Source organism: Streptomyces sp. NPDC046557, assembly GCF_040645975.1.
Taxonomy (GTDB): Bacteria; Actinomycetota; Actinomycetes; order Streptomycetales; family Streptomycetaceae; genus Streptomyces.
This window is the reverse complement of sequence record NZ_JBEYZH010000033.1, coordinates 1-15,826: the sequence shown is the minus strand read 5'-3', so window position 1 is coordinate 15,826 and position 15,826 is coordinate 1. Positions and strand designations below refer to the sequence as shown.

The window sequence follows — 15,826 nt, the reverse complement described above, 5'->3', positions numbered from 1 at the left end:
CCTCAACACCCCGCGCCCCATGGCTCATTTCATGCGAAGCTGGGCTTCATGAGCGCCGACACACCCCGCAGGATCGTTCTCCTCCGGCACGCCAAGGCCGAATGGTCGGACGGCACAGACCACGAACGCCCGCTGGCGGAACGCGGCCGGCACGACGCCCCGGCCGCCGGCCGGAAGCTGACCCAGACCGGCATCGACTTCGACCTGGCCCTCTGCTCGACCGCCGCCCGGACCCGCGAGACCTGGAAGCTCGCCGTCCAAGAGCTCCCGCACCGGCCGAGGACCACGTACGAGGAGCGGCTCTACGACGCCTCGCCGGGCGAGCTCATCGCCCTGCTGAACGAGACCCCCGACGATGTGGCCGACCTGCTGGTCATCGGGCACAACCCGGGGATGCACGCCCTCGCCGGCGCCCTGTCCGGAACGGCCCAGGGGGACACGCTCCAGCGGATGAACCGCACCGGCTTCCCCACCTCGGCCCTCGCCGTGGTCTCCTTCGCCGGTACCTGGAAGTCCGTGGAGCACGGCGTGGGCACCCTGCTCGACTTCTGGACCCCCTCGGACCACTGACACCCCCGGCCACCCGCTGACGTCCCGACGACCCGCTGACGCCGTGAGCCCGGCCCCGTCCTGCCGGCCGGGCCCGGTGCTGGTGTCACGGAGGCCCGTCAGGCCAGGTCGGCGGCTTCCACTTCCTCACGCGTGATACCGAGCAGGTACAGCACCGCGTCCAGGAACGGCACGTTCACCGCCGTGTCCGCGGCCTCACGGACCACAGGCTTGGCGTTGAAGGCCACCCCCAGCCCGGCCGCGTTCAGCATGTCCAGGTCGTTGGCGCCGTCACCGATCGCCACGGTCTGGGCCAGCGGTACGCCGGCCTCCGCCGCGAAGCGGCGCAGCAGCCGGGCCTTGCCCGCCCGGTCCACGATCTCGCCCGTGACCTTGCCGGTCAGCTTCCCGTCGACGATCTCCAACACGTTCGCCGAGGCGAAGTCCAAGCCGAGCCGCTCCCGAAGGTCGTCCGTGACCTGCGTGAACCCGCCCGAGACCACCCCGACCTGGTAGCCGAGCATCTTGAGCGTCCGGATCAGGGTCCGGGCCCCGGGGGTGAGGCGCACCTCGGAGCGCACCTTGTCCACGACGGAGGCGTCCAACCCCGCGAGCAGCGCGACCCGTGCGTGCAACGACTGCTCGAAGTCGAGCTCACCGCGCATCGCCCGCTCGGTGACCTCGGCGACCTCGGCCTCACAGCCGGCGTGCGCCGCGAACAGCTCGATGACCTCGTCCTGGATCAGCGTCGAGTCCACGTCCATGACGACCAGGCGCTGCGCGCGGCGGTGCAGCCCCGCCGACACCACCGCCACGTCGACGCCGATCTGTGCGGCGGCGGTCGCCAGCGCGGTCCGAAGGGGCTCGGTCTCCGCACCGGAGACGGCGAATTCCACGGCCGTCACCGGATACTTCGCCAGGCGGAAGATGCGGTCGATGTTGCCGCCCGTCCCGGTGATCCGGGCCGCTATGGCCGCCGTCGACTCGGCCGTCAGCGGGTGGCCCAGCACGGTCACGTGCGAGCGACCACTGCCGCGCGGCCGGTTGTCGCCGGTCCCGGAGAGGATCTCGGCCTGCATCTTGAGCGACTCGGCCCAGCTGTGGACGGTGGCCCGCAGCTCGCCTTCGGTGCCGCCGACGGGCATGGTGACGAGGGCGCACAGGACGATGCGGCCACGGGTGACGACCTGCTCGATGTCGACCACGTCGACGGAGTAGGCGGCCAGGGTGTCGAACAGCCCGGCGGTGATCCCGGGACGGTCCTTGCCGAAGATCTTGACGAGGAGGGTGGGGACGTCGGAGGTCTGCGAAGCGCTCATGGTCCTCTCACCGTATCTTGGCCACTCCCGGACCAGGACCCCCGTCCCACCCAGCGGTCACAAGCTTCCCCGCACGTTCTCCCGCGCGCCATCCGGACGTGGCGTCGGAGTGTCCCGGCACACCGTTCCGTACGGGGCTCTCCTGGTGGCTTTCGACCGGTCTGCGCCCCTACGTGTACGCCCGGCACGGCCCCGATTCCACATGTGGGCCCGGGCCTGAAATAGTTCCCCCGGATGTTCGCCATCCCTAGACTCCCTGACGTCGGACTCCCTGACGCCAGGGGGATTCTCGGGGGACTTAAGTGGGGCTGGAGTGCCGGAACTCGTACTGGAATTGAATGGCAGGACTTGGACGCTCGATCCGTCCAGGTCGTACTCGCTGGGGCGCGATCCCCAGGGAGACATGGTGATCGATGACGCCCGGGTGTCGTGGCGGCACGCCACCATCGCCTGGAACGGCCGTGGTTGGAGCCTTGAGGACCACGGCAGCACCAACGGCACCTACGTGCACGGGAGTCGGGTCCAGCAGACCGAACTGGTGCCCGGTACGCCGGTCCACCTCGGCAACGCGACCGACGGGCCGCGGCTGAATCCGAGCGCCGCCGTCGCGGCGGCGGCCACGGCGCCCGCGTACCAGGGACAGGCCCCCGCGTACGAGGCCCCGCCCCAGCAGCCGCAGCAGCAGGCGTGGCAGCAACAGGCCCGGCCGCAGCAGCCGCAGCACTTCCCGCAGCAACAGGCCCAGCCGCACTTCCCGCAGCAGCAGGCCGGCGGCGCCCAGCCGGCGCAGGCCGCGGCCCCCGGTTACAGCGACCGCAGCCCGACGACGTTCCACCAGATCGACGTCGGCCGCGTCATGCGCATCGGTCGTGCCCTGGAGAACGAGCTCGTCGTCTCGGACCTCCAGGTCTCGCGCCACCACGCGGAGTTCCGCTCCACCGGCGGTCGCTTCGAGATCCACGACCTGGGCAGCCACAACGGCACCTACGTCAACGGCCAGCCGCTGCCCAAGTCCGGCACCGCGCTGCTCGGCCCGAACGACATCGTCGGCGTCGGCCACTCGACGTTCCGGATCGTCGGGGACCGGCTGGAGGAGTTCGTCGACACCGGCGACGTCTCCTTCTCGGCCCGCCACCTCACCGTCACCGTCGACGGCGGCAAGCAGATCCTCAAGGACGTCACCTTCGGCGTCCCGGAGAAGTCGCTCATCGGCGTCATCGGTCCCTCCGGCTCCGGCAAGTCGACCCTGCTCAAGGCGCTCACCGGCTACCGGCCTGCCAACCAGGGCGACGTCCTCTACGACAACCGCAACCTGTACAAGCAGTTCGCGGAACTCCGCCAGCGCATCGGCCTGGTCCCGCAGGACGACATCCTGCACAAGGAACTCAAGGTCAGCACGGCCCTCAAGTACGCGGCCAAGCTCCGCTTCCCCGGCGACACCGCCGAGTCCGAGCGCGCGGCCCGTATCGACGAGGTGCTGCGCGAGCTCAAGCTCGACATCCACAAGGACAAGAAGATCACCTCGCTGTCGGGTGGTCAGCGCAAGCGCGTGTCCGTCGCCCTGGAGCTGCTCACCAAGCCGTCCCTGATCTTCCTCGACGAGCCCACCTCCGGCCTCGACCCGGGCATGGACCGCGACGTCATGCAGCTCCTGCGCGGCCTCGCCGACGACGGCCGCACCGTCCTCGTCGTCACGCACTCGGTGGCCGAGCTGTCCATCTGCGACAAGCTGCTGGTCATGGCCCCGGGCGGCTCGGTCGCGTACTTCGGCCCGCCGGCCGAGGCGCTGAACTTCTTCGGCTACTCCACCTGGGCCGACGTGTTCTCCGCCTTCGAGAACTTCCGCGACTACGACTGGGCCGGCCGCTGGAAGGGCTCGCAGCACTACCAGCTCTACGCCGCCGACATCGACGCGGTGGCGCCGCAGTCGGTCGCGATGCCCTCGCAGCAGCAGATGAACCCGCCGAAGCCGCAGGGCTGGGGATCACAGCTGTGGACGCTGATCCGCCGCTACGTCTCGGTGATCGCCTCGGACAAGGGCTTCCTGGCCCTGATGGTGCTCCTTCCCGCGGTCCTCGGCATCGTCTCCGTCGTGATCCCCGCGAAGTTCGGCCTCGCCCCGCCCACGCCGCCGAGCCGATTCAACGGCGACGCGGGCACGATCATGCTGATCCTCAGCGTCGGCATGTGCTTCTCGGGAGCGGCGAACTCGGTCCGTGAACTGATCAAGGAACGGGTCATCTACGAGCGGGAACGCGCGACGGGCCTGTCCCGGTCGGCGTACCTCATGTCGAAGGTGATCGTCCTCGGCCTCATCACGGCCATCCAAGGCGTGATCATCTGCGCCATCGGCTTCATCCCCCGCAAGCTGCCGGCCGAGGGCCTGTTCATGTCCCCCGCGGTCGAGCTCTGCATCGCGGTCACCTCGCTCGGCTTCACCGCCATGATGTTCGGCCTGGTGATCTCCTCACTGGTGAAGACCGCCGAGAAGACCATGCCGCTGCTGGTCATGTTCGCGATCGTCCAGGTCGTCTTCACCGGCATCCTCTTCCAGCTCTACGACAAGATCGGCCTGGAGCAGTTCGCCTGGCTGATGCCGTCGCGTTGGGCCGTCGCCGCCGCCGGCACCACCCTGAACCTCGGCAAGTTGATGGCGCCGTGGGATCCGGAGAACCCCACCAACACCGACCCCCTGTGGGACCCGAGCGCCGGCCAGTGGTTCCTGGACATCTTCGTCCTGCTGGCCCTCGGCGTCGCCTGCGGCTTCGCGGTGGCCCGCCTGCTGCGCCGCCACGAGCCCGAGGTCATGCGCAACTAGCGCGACCCGCGCGCGAAGCACCGCGCACGAGCGCGAGCATGGGCGAACGCGAACGCCTCAGGGCGGCACCCGGAACACCGGGGGCCGCCCTGAGGCGCATGGGGGCTGCTCTGCCGCCAGGACCAGCTCGGACGGGGTCCTAGTAGGCGCTGTTGACGTTGTCCATCGAGCCGTAGCGGTCGGCCGCGTAGTTGCAGGCGGCGACGATGTTCGCGACCGGGTCGTACAGGTCGAACTTCGTGCCCTTGACGTGGTAGGTGGCGAAGGTCGGCTGGATGACCTGGAGGAGACCCTTGGACGGGATGCCGTTCTGGGCGTTGATGTCCCAGTTGTTGATCGCCCGCGGGTTGCCGCTGGACTCACGCATGATGTTGCGGTGGATGCCGGCGTAGGTGCCCGGGATGCCCTCGCGCTTCATGATGGACAGGGCTTCCTTGATCCAGCCGTCCAGGTTGTTCGCGAAGACCGGGGTGCGAATCGCGGAACGGCTGGCGGCGGCCTTCTGCTCGCGCGCCTTCTTCGCCGCGGCGGCGGCGTCGACCGCGACCTTGGCCTTCGCGTTCTTGTCGGCGATGGCGAGCTGCGTGCCGAGGTGCGCCTGCACGGTCTTCGTCTGGGCGCCGTCCACGACCTTCGTCCACGCCACGGGGGCGAGGGCGACCGTCGTCCCGCTCGTCTCGGCGGCGTTGGCCGGAACGAGGGAGAAGGCGAGCGCGGCGGCGCCGAAGGTGGCGATGCCGGCGAAGGAGAGCTTCTGGGCCTTGGTCAGACGAAGACTGTGGCCGGGGGTGCTGGTCTCGGACATGCGTGAGCAACCTCTTCGAATAGCGGGGGCCGCAGGAAAGCGCCGCGGGATCCGGGGATCCGCGGCGCTGTGCGACGTCGACATTCTTAGCGGTGGCAAAAAGGCATGGCAAAGGTGTGACGTACGATCCCGCTTAGTGGATCAGGGCCGCCCGATCACGCCCGATCCGAGCCGGCGCCACTAGGCGGAGCAGTGCTGACAGCCCCTTTAGGTACGTACTACGCGGCTTCGTAAGTGACCTGCGTCCTATGCCGGGGCTCACATCGGGCAGGTGGCGGTCTCACCGTGCGTTGCCGTTGCAATGCATTCGGTGAACGGCCTCATCCCCAGGCGGCAGGCGAAGGGCCCGAACCTCCACCCGGAGACGGAGCCGACCCCCTCGCCGGCGGTCCCACCCGCAGGCCCCCGTACCCCCGTACCCGACGCGCATGCGCCCGGACCGAACGTCTCGCGGACCACCGGGACGAGTCCCCACGACCTACGCCCGAGGACCGATCCCGCAGGTCAGGGGCGCCGGTACGGTGAGCCCATGCACCCCGACGGACCCTGCACCGGACTGGCCGCCGTCAGTACCGCGCTGCTGGCCATGAGCCGCCGCCTGGAGGTCCACGACGTCCTGCGGACGATCGTCGTCTCCGCACGCGAACTCCTGGACGCCGAATACGCGGCCCTGGGCGTCCCGGACGACCACGGCGGCTTCGCCCAGTTCGTCGTGGACGGCATCAGCGAGGAACAGTGGCGAAGGATCGGCCCACTGCCCCGCCAGCACGGCATCCTCGCCGCGATGCTCCACGACGAGGGCCCCGAGCGGCTCACCGACGTACGCCGGGACCCGCGCTTCGGCGGCTGGCCCGCCGCCCACCCCGACATGTCCGACTTCCTCGGCATGCCCATCCGGGACGGCGAGGAGACCCTCGGCGCCCTCTTCCTCACGAACAAGCACGACAAGGGCGTCAATGGCGACAACGGCGACAAGGGCGGCGCGCCCGGCGGCCGCGGGTTCACCGACGAGGACGAGGAACTCCTCTCCCTCCTCGCGCAGCACGCCGCCATCGCCCTCACCAACGCCCGCCTCCACGAACGCAGCCGCGAGCTCACCATCGCCGAGGAACGCTCCCGCCTCGCCCACGAGCTGCACGACGCCGTCAGCCAGAAGCTGTTCTCCCTGCGCCTCACCGCCCAGGCCGCCGCCGCGTTGGTGGACCGCGATCCCGCCCGGGCCAAGGACGAACTCCAGCAGGTCGCCGCCCTCGCCGCCGAAGCCGCCGACGAACTGCGCGCCGCCGTCACCGAGCTCCGCCCCGCCGCCCTGGACGAGGACGGGCTCGTCGCGACCCTGCGCGACCACGTCCGCGTCCTGGACCGCGCCCACGCCGCACACGTCACCTTCACCTGCGACGGAATACGGGCCCTCCCCGCGAGCCAGGAGGAGGCCCTCCTCCGCGTCGCCCAGGAGGCCCTCCACAACGCCCTGCGCCACTCGGGCGCCGACCGTGTCGAGGTCGCCCTGACCCGGCACGCCGCCGGCGCGCTGCTGGCCGTACGCGACAACGGCCGCGGCTTCTCGCCCCGGGCCGTGCGCACCGCCGGCCGCCACCTCGGCCTCGTCTCCATGCGGGACCGGGCCGGCGGCGTCGGAGGCCAGCTCGAAGTCCGCTCGGAGCCCGGAGCGGGCACCACGATCGAGATGGAGGTCCCCGGTGGCTGACACACCCATCCGCGTTCTGTTGGTCGACGACCACCAAGTGGTCCGGCGCGGACTGCGCACCTTCCTGGAGGTCCAAGAGGACATCGAGGTCGTCGGCGAGGCCGCGGACGGCGAGGAGGGCATCGCCCGCGCCGAGGAGCTGCGCCCCGACGTGATCCTGATGGACGTCAAGATGCCGGGCACCGACGGCATCGAGGCGCTGCGGCGGCTGCGCGACCTCGCGAACCCGGCGCGGGTCCTGGTCGTCACCAGCTTCACCGAACAGCGGACGGTGGTGCCCGCGCTGCGGGCGGGGGCCGCCGGATACGTCTACAAGGACATCGACCCCGACGCCCTGGCGGGAGCCATCCGCTCCGTCCACGCGGGGCACGTCCTGCTCCAGCCGGCGGTCGCGGAGGCCCTGCTGACCCAGGAGGACCAGCCCTCGTCCTCACCGCGCGCCGGCGCCCTGACCGACCGGGAACGGGAGGTCCTCTCCCTCATCGCGGACGGCCGCGCGAACCGGGAGATCGCCCGCGCGCTCGTCCTGTCCGAGAAGACGGTCAAGACGCACGTCTCGAACATCCTGATGAAACTGGACCTGTCCGACCGCACGCAGGCCGCCCTGTGGGCGGTCAGGCACGGGATCGTCGACGCCTGAGCCCCCGGTTCGGGCCGGTGTGAGATTCATACGGTCGGGTGTATGTCGCCCACATGGCGTATCCCGACGGAGGAGCGGCCGTTCTCCATGCATGCCGCGGCGGCCGGCCGCGGCGGACGTACTGGAGGAAAGAAGAACGTGAAGAACTTCAAGAAGGCCACTGCCGTCACCATGATCGCGGGTGGCCTCCTGGCCGCCGGCGCGGGTGTCTCCTCGGCGCACGGCGGTGCGTCGGCGGCGGGCGAGGCCCAGAACTCGCCGGGCGTGGCCTCGGGGAACCTGGTCCAGGCCCCCGTGAACGTCCCCGTCAACGTGGTGGGCAACTCGGTCAACGTGATCGGCCTGCTGAACCCCGCCTTCGGCAACACGGGCAACAACGCCTGACCCACCCGCTCCACCGACCCCGCTTCCCCTTCTCCCCGGAAGCGGGGTCTCCCCACTCTTCCGCCGCCGGCTCCCAGGCCATCCCAGCCTCGCCGGGGCTTGCCATTCCAGCCTCGCCGGCGTTTGAGGCGTGGGGTCCGGGGCGGAGCCCCGTAAAGCCCGGCGCAGCCGGTGCCGCGCCGCGCAACGGCGCCGCACCCGGCCCCCGGAGGGCCCCGCCGAACCCCCGGAGCGCCCGGTCAGCCCCGCTCCCGCTCCTCCACCGCCGCGTTGTACGCCGCGACCAGCGCCCGCCGCGCCACCCGCTCCACGGGCCGCAAGGCCTCGCCCCGCGCCGCCATCTCCGAGGCGGCCACCGCGCCGCCGTGCCCGTTCTCGTACGCCAGCGACACCATCAGGTCCACCCGCTGCGCCAGCGACAGCACCCGGACCGCCCGCGCCGGGTACCCCGGGGCCAGCACCTCCCGCCCGGCCTCCGCCCGTGCCCGGTACGCCGACAGCGCCGCCTCCGCCATCGGTCCCGACCCCGCCACGTCCAGCCGGGTCAGTACCTGCGTCGCCTCGCGCAGCGCCTCCGCCAGCTCCCGCTCCGCCTCGCCGAGCGACGGCACGTCCGCCGGCGGGGCCTCCCGTACCGGCAGACAGTGCCAGACCACCTCGACGTGCACGTCCCCGGCCGGTCCCGCCTCCGTCACCTCCGGCACCAGACCCATCGCCGCCCCCACCGCGACCACCGCCTCCTCGGCCTCCAGCGCCCGCGCGTTGAACTCCGGCGGCCCGCTGAGCCCCAGCGGGTGGCCCGGCGCCGGCAGCGCCACCCGCAGCCCGGTCACCCCCAGCGCCCGCATCCGGCCCAGCGCCAACGTGAGCCCCACCGGCCCGGACTCCCCGGGCAGCCCCGCCACCCGGTGCACGGCGTCCTCGCCCACGATCGACAGCACGGCCTCGTCGGGCGAGACCAGACCGGCCAGCAGCGCGTTCCCCCAGGCGGCCAGCCGCCCTGAACGTGGTTCGAAAAGCATCCCCCCACTTTACGGATCAGCCCGGGGGACCGGCCTGGCGCCCGGACCCCTCCGCCAGTGGCGTAGGTTTTCCCCTGGGGCTGCGCCTACCGGTGCACAGACGAACCGAGACTGCAAGGGGAGACAACACGCTCATGAGCGATGTTCTGGAGCTGGTGGACGTATCCGTGGTCCGCGAGGGCCGGGCGCTGGTGGACCAGGTCTCCTGGTCGGTGAAGGAGGGGGAGCGCTGGGTGATCCTCGGCCCCAACGGCGCCGGGAAGACCACCCTGCTCAATGTCGCCTCCAGCTACCTCTTCCCCACCACGGGCGGGGCCACCATCCTCGGCAGCACCCTCGGCAAGGTCAACGTCTTCGACCTGCGCCCCCGTATCGGAGTCGCCGGCATCGCGATGGCCGACAAGCTCCCCAAGCGGCAGACCGTCCTGGAGACCGTCCTCACCGCCGCCTACGGCATGACGGCGACCTGGCAGGAGGAGTACGAGGACATCGACGAGCAGCGCGCCCGCGCGTTCCTCGACCGCCTCGGCATGACGGACTACCTCGACCGGAAGTTCGGCACCCTCTCCGAGGGCGAACGCAAGCGCACCCTGATCGCCCGCGCGCTGATGACCGACCCCGAGCTGCTGCTCCTCGACGAGCCCGCCGCCGGTCTCGACCTCGGTGGCCGCGAGGACCTCGTACGGCGCCTCGGCCGCCTCGCCCGCGACCCCCTCGCGCCCTCCATGATCATGGTCACGCACCACGTGGAGGAGATCGCGCCCGGCTTCACGCACGTCCTGATGATCCGCCAGGGCAAGGTCGTCACCGCCGGCCCCATCGACCTGGAGCTGACCTCCCGCAACCTCTCGTTGTGCTTCGGCCTCCCGCTCGTGGTGGAGCGCAACGACAGCGACCGCTGGACCGCCCAGGGCCTCCCGCTCCGCTAGGCACCGTCGCCGGACCCGGCCGGCCCGCACCGCACCCTGTCCCGACCGCGCCCGCCAGACCTACCATGACCATGTGACCAACATCGACGCATGGGTGTGGTGGCTCATCGGCGCGGTCGGACTGGGCATCCCCCTGGTCCTCACGGCGATGCCCGAGTTCGGCATGTTCGCCGTCGGCGCGGCCCTCGCCGCCGTGACGGCCGCGCTCGGCGGGGGAGTGGTGGCCCAGGTACTGGTGTTCGTGATCGTGTCGATCGCGCTCATCGCCGTCGTCCGTCCCCTCGCCAACCGCCACCGCGACCAGCGCCCCCAACACCGAAGCGGCATCGAGGCGTTGAAGGGCAGGAGCGCCGTCGTCCTCGAACGCGTCGACGGACGCGGCGGCCGCATCAAACTCGCCGGCGAGATCTGGTCCGCCCGCACCCTCGACTCGGACACCAGTTTCGAACCCGGCCAGTCCGTCGACGTCGTCGACATCGACGGGGCGACCGCGGTCGTCATGTGACAACCACCCGACTCGCGGCCCCAGGGTCTGCGAGACTCCGATCAACGGGGCAGCACAGACAGCCGGAAGGGCACGGGGAACCGCATGCAACCGATCATCATCGTCCTGATCATTTTGGTGGTTCTGGTCTTCATCGCACTGGTCAAGACGATCCAGGTGATCCCGCAGGCCAGCGCCGCCATCGTCGAGCGGTTCGGCCGCTACACCCGCACCCTCAACGCGGGCCTGAACATCGTCGTCCCGTTCATCGACTCGATCCGCAACCGGATCGACCTCCGCGAACAGGTCGTCCCCTTCCCGCCGCAGCCCGTCATCACCCAGGACAACCTGGTCGTCAACATCGACACCGTCATCTACTACCAGGTCACCGACGCCCGGGCCGCGACGTACGAAGTGGCCAGCTACATCCAGGCCATCGAGCAGCTCACCGTCACCACCCTGCGCAACATCATCGGCGGCATGGACCTGGAGCGGACCCTCACCTCCCGCGAGGAGATCAACGCCGCCCTGCGCGGCGTCCTGGACGAGGCCACCGGCAAGTGGGGCATCCGCGTCAACCGCGTCGAACTGAAGGCGATCGAGCCGCCGACCTCCATCCAGGACTCGATGGAGAAGCAGATGCGCGCCGACCGCGACAAGCGCGCCGCGATCCTCCAGGCCGAAGGTGTCCGCCAGTCGGAGATCCTGCGCGCCGAAGGCGAGAAGCAGTCCTCCATCCTGCGCGCCGAAGGTGACGCCAAGGCGGCCGCCCTGCGCGCCGAGGGCGAGGCCCAGGCCATCCGTACGGTGTTCGAGTCCATCCACGCCGGCGACGCCGACCAGAAGCTCCTCGCCTACCAGTACCTCCAGATGCTCCCGAAGATCGCCGAGGGCGACGCCAACAAGCTCTGGATCGTGCCGAGCGAGATCGGTGACGCCCTCAAGGGCCTCTCCGGCGCCATGGGCAATTTCGGTCCCATGGGCGGCGGTTCCGGCTTCAACCCGGCGGGCTCCGGCAAGGACGGCGCGAGCGCGGCCGACAAGGCCGCCGCCGACCGCCGCGAACAGCCCCCCATCGACTGACCGCGCGCCGCTTCCTGCATGATCAGTGAGGCCCCCCGACCTTCATGGCGGGGAGGCGACCCACTCATGCGAAGGGGATGGCAATGTCCATGTCCATCTGGGAATCACTCGCGGTCTTCGCCGCAGGTGTCGGAGCCGGCACCATCAACACCATCGTCGGCTCCGGCACCCTCATCACCTTCCCCGTCCTGCTCGCCACGGGACTGCCGCCGGTCACCGCCAACGTGTCCAACACCCTCGGCCTCGTACCCGGCTCGATCAGCGGCGCCATCGGCTACCGCAAGGAACTCAAGGGGCAGCGCGCCCGCATCATGCGCCTCGGCGCCGTCTCCCTCGTCGGTGGACTCGGCGGCGCCATCCTGCTCCTCACCCTGCCGTCGGACTCCTTCAACACGATCGTGCCGGTCCTCATCGGATTGGCCCTCGTCCTCGTCGTCCTCCAGCCCCGCCTCGCCGCCGCCCTGCGCGCCCGCCAGGAAGCCGCGGGCGGCGACACCGGCCACCCCGACGGCGGCCCCGCCCTGCTGACCGGAATGCTGATTTCCAGCGCCTACGGCGGCTACTTCGGCGCCGCCCAAGGCGTGCTCTACCTGGGCCTGATGGGGCTCCTGCTCCACGAGGACCTGCAACGGATCAACGCCGTCAAGAATGTCGTCGCCGCCCTCGTCAACGGCATCGCGGCCGTCTTCTTCCTCTTCGTCGCCGATTTCGACTGGACGGCCGTGGTCCTCATCGCCGTCGGCTCCACCCTCGGCGGCCAGATCGGCGCGAAGGTCGGCCGCCGACTGCCCCCGACGGTGCTCCGCGCCGTCATCGTGGCAGTCGGCCTCATCGCCATCGTCCAACTGCTGCTCCGCTGAACTGCGTAGCGAACCTACGCAGCCCGACGAACCCGCCTACCCCGACCGGCTAGGCGGTCCGCGCCAGCCACTCCGGCAACGCCTCGCGCCCACCCGAACCCAGGGCGAGCAGCATCGCGTCCGCCGGCGACGGAACGAACGGCTTGCGCAGCAACGGCATCCCCGCCTCCTCCGGAGTACGGGCCGCCTTGCGGTGGTTGTCCTCCGCACAGGACGCCACCGTGTTCAGCCAGGTGTCCCCGCCCCCCTGGGCCCGCGGCAGCACGTGGTCCACGGTCGTCGCACGCTTCCCGCAGTACGCGCACCGGTGCTGGTCGCGGGCCAGCACCCCCCGCCGCGACCAGGGAGCATGTCTTCGGAACGGCACCCGGACGTACCGGCAGAGCCTGATCACCCGCGGCATCGGAAGCTCCATGGTGGCCGCCCGGACACGCAGCTCGGGATGCGACTGTTCGACCACGGCCTTGTCCTGGAGCACCAGCACCACAGCCCGGTTCAACGTCACCGTCGACAGCGGCTCGAAGCTCGCATTCAGCACCAGCGTGTCCCGCATCTCGCCCACCTCCCGTGTGCAGGCCCGCGACCTCCCTGGCGGCAAGGCCCGGAACCACTCTGGCCGCGCGCGCCACGCGGGACAACGCAATAAAAATGCCCGGTCCTGGCCGTCTTTAGACCAGGACCGGGCAAACGCTCGGGAAACGATCAGCCCGCCGGAGCCTCGTACTCACCGATGAGCTGAGCACGGCCCAGCGTGTGGAACCGCAGATTGAACCCGACGACCGCCGGTGAGACGTCCGAACCCGGACCGAGCTTCTCCCGGTCCACCGCGTACACGGTGAACACGTACCGGTGCCGCTCCCCGGCCGGAGGCGCGGCCCCGCCGAAGTCCTTCGACCCGTAGTCGTTGCGCACGTGCACGGCCCCGGCCGGCAGCCCCTCGAACTTCCCGCCGCCCGCACCGGCCGGCAACTCCGTCACCGAGGCCGGGATGTCGAAAAGCACCCAGTGCCAGAACCCGCTGCCCGTCGGAGCGTCCGGGTCGAAGCACGTCACCGCGAAACTCTTCGTCCCCTCCGGGAACCCCTCCCACCGCAGGTGCGGCGAGCGGTTTCCGGCCGACTGGACCTGCGCCTCTCCCAGCTCCGCGCCGGGCGCCAGGTCATCACTCACCACGGAGAACGCGGGCACATCCGGGTGGAAGTCGTGCGGAAGCGGCGCCCTGCTCTGCTCGGCCACTGCTGAACCTCCTGATCGCTGAACCAGTACCGCCCCGAGCGTAGACATTGCTCAGAACCAGTTGCGCTGCGAACCCACGGAGGCGATCCACTGGTTCAAATACGCCGCCCAGTCGGTCCCCTCGTACGACTGCAGCCCCACCTGGAAGCAGCGGTAGGTGTCGCTGCCCTCGGAGAAGAGACCGGGCTTCTTGTCCATCTCCAGGACGACGTCCATCTCCCGCCCGTCCGAGACGAACGTCAGCTCCACCTGGTTCAGCCCCCGGTACTGCGACGGCGGCAGGAACTCGATCTCCTGGTAGAAGGGCAGCGTCTGCCGCGTCCCCCGGATGTGCCCGCGCTCCATGTCCGCCGAGCGGAACGAGAACCCGAGCCGACGGAACGCGTCCAAGATCGCCTGCTGCGCCGGCACCGGATGCACGTTGATCGGGTCCAGGTCACCCGCGTCCACTGCCCGCGCGATCTCCAGCTCCGTGCTCACCCCGATGTTCATCCCCCGGAGGTGCTGCCCCTCGAAGTGGGTGATCGGCGTCTCCCACGGGATCTCCAGCCCGAACGGCACCACGTGCAGCGCCCCCGGCTGTACCTGGAACGCGCCGCCCAGCCGCTGCTTCGTGAAGACGATGTCCTGCTTGTGCTCCTGCTCGCCGCCCTCCACCTCGACCCGCGCCTGGAGCCCGACCGACAACCCCTCGATCTGCTGCTCGACGGAACCGCCCTGGATACGGACCTCGCCCTGGACGATCCCGCCCGGAACGACGTTCGGCTCGGTGATGACGGTGTCCACCGAGGCACCACCGGCACCAAGCGCCGCGAACAGCTTCCTGAACCCCATGCTCTGACTCCCCTTGAAGCTCCGTGATGTGAAGGCCCCGGACATGACCCCGGCCCTCTGGTGATTACCCCTACAAACGCGGAACCCTAGGCCCCGGTTGCAAGCGCGCGACCTCCAGTACGCTCGACCGGATGAGCGCGCGACCCGACCGTACGCCCCTGCCCCGGTCCTTCTTCGACCGCCCGGTCCTCACCGTGGCCCCCGACCTGCTCGGCCGCACGCTGGTCCGACGCACACCCGAGGGCCCCCTCGAACTACGCATCACGGAAGTGGAGGCGTACGAGGGTGAGGCCGACCCGGGTTCCCACGCCTACCGCGGCCGCACCCAGCGCAACGCGTCGATGTTCGGGCCGCCCGGACACGCGTACGTCTACTTCATCTACGGCATGTGGTTCAGCCTGAACCTGGTGTGTGGCCCGCCCGACCACGCGAGCGGTGTCCTCATCCGCGCCGGCGAGATCACCTTGGGCGCCGACCTGGCCCGCAAACGTCGACTTTCCGCCAGAAACGACAGGGAACTCGCCAAAGGTCCGGCCCGTCTGGCCACGGCCCTGGACATCGACCGGTCCCTGGACGGCACCGACCTCTGCGACGGCCCCGACTCCCCACTGTCCTTGCTCGCCGGCACGCCCACCACGCCCGACCTGGTGAGCAGTGGCCCCCGTACGGGAGTGGGCGGAGCCGGTGCGGACCATCCGTACCGCTTCTGGCTCACCCACGACCCGACGGTCAGCCCGTATCGCGCCCACGCGCCACGCCGTCGCTCAACTTGACTCGTCCCGGGCGGACGCCTAACGTAGCCCGAGCCGCCTGAACGGGCACTGCGTTCGCAGCCTCCCGGAGCGGCGAAACCCACTACCTACGACTTACCCCTGGCGGGGACGATTTCGGCATGCCCGAATTCGAATCCGGCGGCCCGATTATGAGCCCCAAGGGAAAAGCGCTAACGTAGTGGAGCGCCGAAAGGCACAGGCCCCCAACGGCCACCGAATTCAAATCCCCGCCGACTGCGACTCTTCGAGAAGCAGGGCACGGAAATGATCTGGTAGAGTTGGAAACGAAGGAAGCGCCCGGAGGAAAACCCGCGAGGGTGAGTACGAAGGAAGCGTCCGTTCCTTGAGAACTCAACAGCGTGCCAAAAATCAACGCCAGAAG

The 15,826-nt window shown here is 70.2% G+C and carries 16 protein-coding genes; 10 read left to right on the top strand and 6 right to left on the bottom strand.

The features are described from left to right. The first annotated feature begins 48 nt into the window (after nucleotides 1–48). A complete protein-coding gene (locus ABZ934_RS30915; RefSeq protein WP_361319431.1) occupies nucleotides 49–570 on the top strand; it encodes a histidine phosphatase family protein in 522 nt (173 codons plus the stop codon). A 98-nt stretch (nucleotides 571–668) separates the two neighbouring features. Here the strand turns inward: ABZ934_RS30915 and serB are convergent, their stop codons facing one another. Next, nucleotides 669–1,868, bottom strand: a complete 1,200-nt coding sequence (gene serB, locus ABZ934_RS30910) for a phosphoserine phosphatase SerB (RefSeq protein WP_361319429.1) — start codon at nucleotides 1,866–1,868, stop codon at nucleotides 669–671. A gap of 313 nt (nucleotides 1,869–2,181) precedes the next feature. On the opposite strand from serB, the gene ABZ934_RS30905 reads away from it, so the two are divergent. Next, nucleotides 2,182–4,686: an FHA domain-containing protein gene (locus tag ABZ934_RS30905; RefSeq protein ID WP_361319427.1), complete on the top strand. Its 2,505-nt coding sequence runs from the start codon at nucleotides 2,182–2,184 to the stop codon at nucleotides 4,684–4,686. A 139-nt stretch (nucleotides 4,687–4,825) separates the two neighbouring features. On the opposite strand, the gene ABZ934_RS30900 is transcribed toward ABZ934_RS30905, so the two are convergent. Further along, entirely contained in the window at nucleotides 4,826–5,491 is a 666-nt protein-coding gene (locus tag ABZ934_RS30900) for a transglycosylase SLT domain-containing protein (RefSeq protein WP_361319425.1), read from the bottom strand. Between the two features lie 529 nt (nucleotides 5,492–6,020). Here ABZ934_RS30900 and ABZ934_RS30895 point away from each other — a divergent pair. From ABZ934_RS30895 to ABZ934_RS30885, 3 genes are all read left to right on the top strand, one after another. Beyond that, entirely contained in the window at nucleotides 6,021–7,199 is a 1,179-nt protein-coding gene (locus ABZ934_RS30895; protein ID WP_361319423.1) for a GAF domain-containing sensor histidine kinase, read from the top strand. Continuing rightward, nucleotides 7,192–7,839 carry a response regulator transcription factor gene (locus ABZ934_RS30890; protein WP_361319421.1) on the top strand — a complete coding sequence of 216 codons (648 nt, stop codon included), beginning with the start codon at nucleotides 7,192–7,194 and terminating at the stop codon, nucleotides 7,837–7,839. The genes ABZ934_RS30895 and ABZ934_RS30890 overlap by 8 nt, the downstream gene beginning before the upstream one ends. 138 nt (nucleotides 7,840–7,977) lie before the next feature. Further along, nucleotides 7,978–8,223 carry a chaplin gene (locus tag ABZ934_RS30885; protein WP_361319491.1) on the top strand — a complete coding sequence of 82 codons (246 nt, stop codon included), beginning with the start codon at nucleotides 7,978–7,980 and terminating at the stop codon, nucleotides 8,221–8,223. A 239-nt stretch (nucleotides 8,224–8,462) separates the two neighbouring features. On the opposite strand, the gene ABZ934_RS30880 is transcribed toward ABZ934_RS30885, so the two are convergent. Next, the gene (locus ABZ934_RS30880; protein WP_361319419.1) at nucleotides 8,463–9,245 is read right to left on the bottom strand and encodes a hypothetical protein; all 783 of its coding nucleotides are present in this window, start codon (nucleotides 9,243–9,245) and stop codon (nucleotides 8,463–8,465) included. A 134-nt stretch (nucleotides 9,246–9,379) separates the two neighbouring features. Here ABZ934_RS30880 and ABZ934_RS30875 point away from each other — a divergent pair, with 134 nt between their 5' ends. The 4 genes from ABZ934_RS30875 to ABZ934_RS30860 all read left to right on the top strand — a co-directional run bounded on the left by ABZ934_RS30875 (nucleotide 9,380) and on the right by ABZ934_RS30860 (nucleotide 12,601). After that, nucleotides 9,380–10,174, top strand: a complete 795-nt coding sequence (locus ABZ934_RS30875; RefSeq protein ID WP_361319417.1) for an ABC transporter ATP-binding protein — start codon at nucleotides 9,380–9,382, stop codon at nucleotides 10,172–10,174. A 73-nt stretch (nucleotides 10,175–10,247) separates the two neighbouring features. Beyond that, nucleotides 10,248–10,679: an NfeD family protein gene (locus ABZ934_RS30870; RefSeq protein ID WP_361319415.1), complete on the top strand. Its 432-nt coding sequence runs from the start codon at nucleotides 10,248–10,250 to the stop codon at nucleotides 10,677–10,679. 84 nt (nucleotides 10,680–10,763) lie between these two features. Beyond that, on the top strand, nucleotides 10,764–11,741 hold the full coding sequence (locus ABZ934_RS30865) for an SPFH domain-containing protein (RefSeq protein WP_329194115.1): 978 nt from the start codon (nucleotides 10,764–10,766) through the stop codon (nucleotides 11,739–11,741). 89 nt (nucleotides 11,742–11,830) lie between these two features. Next, nucleotides 11,831–12,601, top strand: a complete 771-nt coding sequence (locus tag ABZ934_RS30860; protein ID WP_361319489.1) for a sulfite exporter TauE/SafE family protein — start codon at nucleotides 11,831–11,833, stop codon at nucleotides 12,599–12,601. 49 nt (nucleotides 12,602–12,650) lie between these two features. On the opposite strand, the gene ABZ934_RS30855 is transcribed toward ABZ934_RS30860, so the two are convergent. From ABZ934_RS30855 to ABZ934_RS30845, 3 genes are all read right to left on the bottom strand, one after another. Next, nucleotides 12,651–13,154, bottom strand: a complete 504-nt coding sequence (locus ABZ934_RS30855; RefSeq protein WP_361319412.1) for an HNH endonuclease — start codon at nucleotides 13,152–13,154, stop codon at nucleotides 12,651–12,653. A 149-nt stretch (nucleotides 13,155–13,303) separates the two neighbouring features. Then, the gene (locus tag ABZ934_RS30850; protein WP_361319410.1) at nucleotides 13,304–13,837 is read right to left on the bottom strand and encodes a YbhB/YbcL family Raf kinase inhibitor-like protein; all 534 of its coding nucleotides are present in this window, start codon (nucleotides 13,835–13,837) and stop codon (nucleotides 13,304–13,306) included. 51 nt (nucleotides 13,838–13,888) lie between these two features. Then, the gene (locus ABZ934_RS30845) at nucleotides 13,889–14,671 is read right to left on the bottom strand and encodes a sporulation protein (RefSeq protein ID WP_361319408.1); all 783 of its coding nucleotides are present in this window, start codon (nucleotides 14,669–14,671) and stop codon (nucleotides 13,889–13,891) included. Nucleotides 14,672–14,802: 131 nt separating this feature from the next. Between ABZ934_RS30845 and ABZ934_RS30840 the strand changes: the two genes are divergently transcribed. Then, complete coding sequence (locus tag ABZ934_RS30840) at nucleotides 14,803–15,444, top strand: DNA-3-methyladenine glycosylase (protein ID WP_361319406.1); 642 nt, start codon at nucleotides 14,803–14,805, stop codon at nucleotides 15,442–15,444. Nucleotides 15,445–15,826: the final 382 nt, after the last annotated feature.

Bases quoted from the DNA above. Each gene is read 5' to 3' on its own strand.
- ABZ934_RS30915 (WP_361319431.1), top strand. From the start codon at position 49: ATGAGCGCCGACACACCCCGCAGGATCGTTCTCCTCCGGCACGCCAAG.
- serB (WP_361319429.1), bottom strand. From the start codon at position 1,868: ATGAGCGCTTCGCAGACCTCCGACGTCCCCACCCTCCTCGTCAAGATC.
- ABZ934_RS30900 (WP_361319425.1), bottom strand. From the start codon at position 5,491: ATGTCCGAGACCAGCACCCCCGGCCACAGTCTTCGTCTGACCAAGGCC.
- ABZ934_RS30895 (WP_361319423.1), top strand. From the start codon at position 6,021: ATGCACCCCGACGGACCCTGCACCGGACTGGCCGCCGTCAGTACCGCG.
- ABZ934_RS30880 (WP_361319419.1), bottom strand. From the start codon at position 9,245: ATGCTTTTCGAACCACGTTCAGGGCGGCTGGCCGCCTGGGGGAACGCG.
- ABZ934_RS30875 (WP_361319417.1), top strand. From the start codon at position 9,380: ATGAGCGATGTTCTGGAGCTGGTGGACGTATCCGTGGTCCGCGAGGGC.
- ABZ934_RS30865 (WP_329194115.1), top strand. From the start codon at position 10,764: ATGCAACCGATCATCATCGTCCTGATCATTTTGGTGGTTCTGGTCTTC.
- ABZ934_RS30860 (WP_361319489.1), top strand. From the start codon at position 11,831: ATGTCCATCTGGGAATCACTCGCGGTCTTCGCCGCAGGTGTCGGAGCC.
- ABZ934_RS30855 (WP_361319412.1), bottom strand. From the start codon at position 13,154: ATGCGGGACACGCTGGTGCTGAATGCGAGCTTCGAGCCGCTGTCGACG.
- ABZ934_RS30845 (WP_361319408.1), bottom strand. From the start codon at position 14,671: ATGGGGTTCAGGAAGCTGTTCGCGGCGCTTGGTGCCGGTGGTGCCTCG.
- ABZ934_RS30840 (WP_361319406.1), top strand. From the start codon at position 14,803: ATGAGCGCGCGACCCGACCGTACGCCCCTGCCCCGGTCCTTCTTCGAC.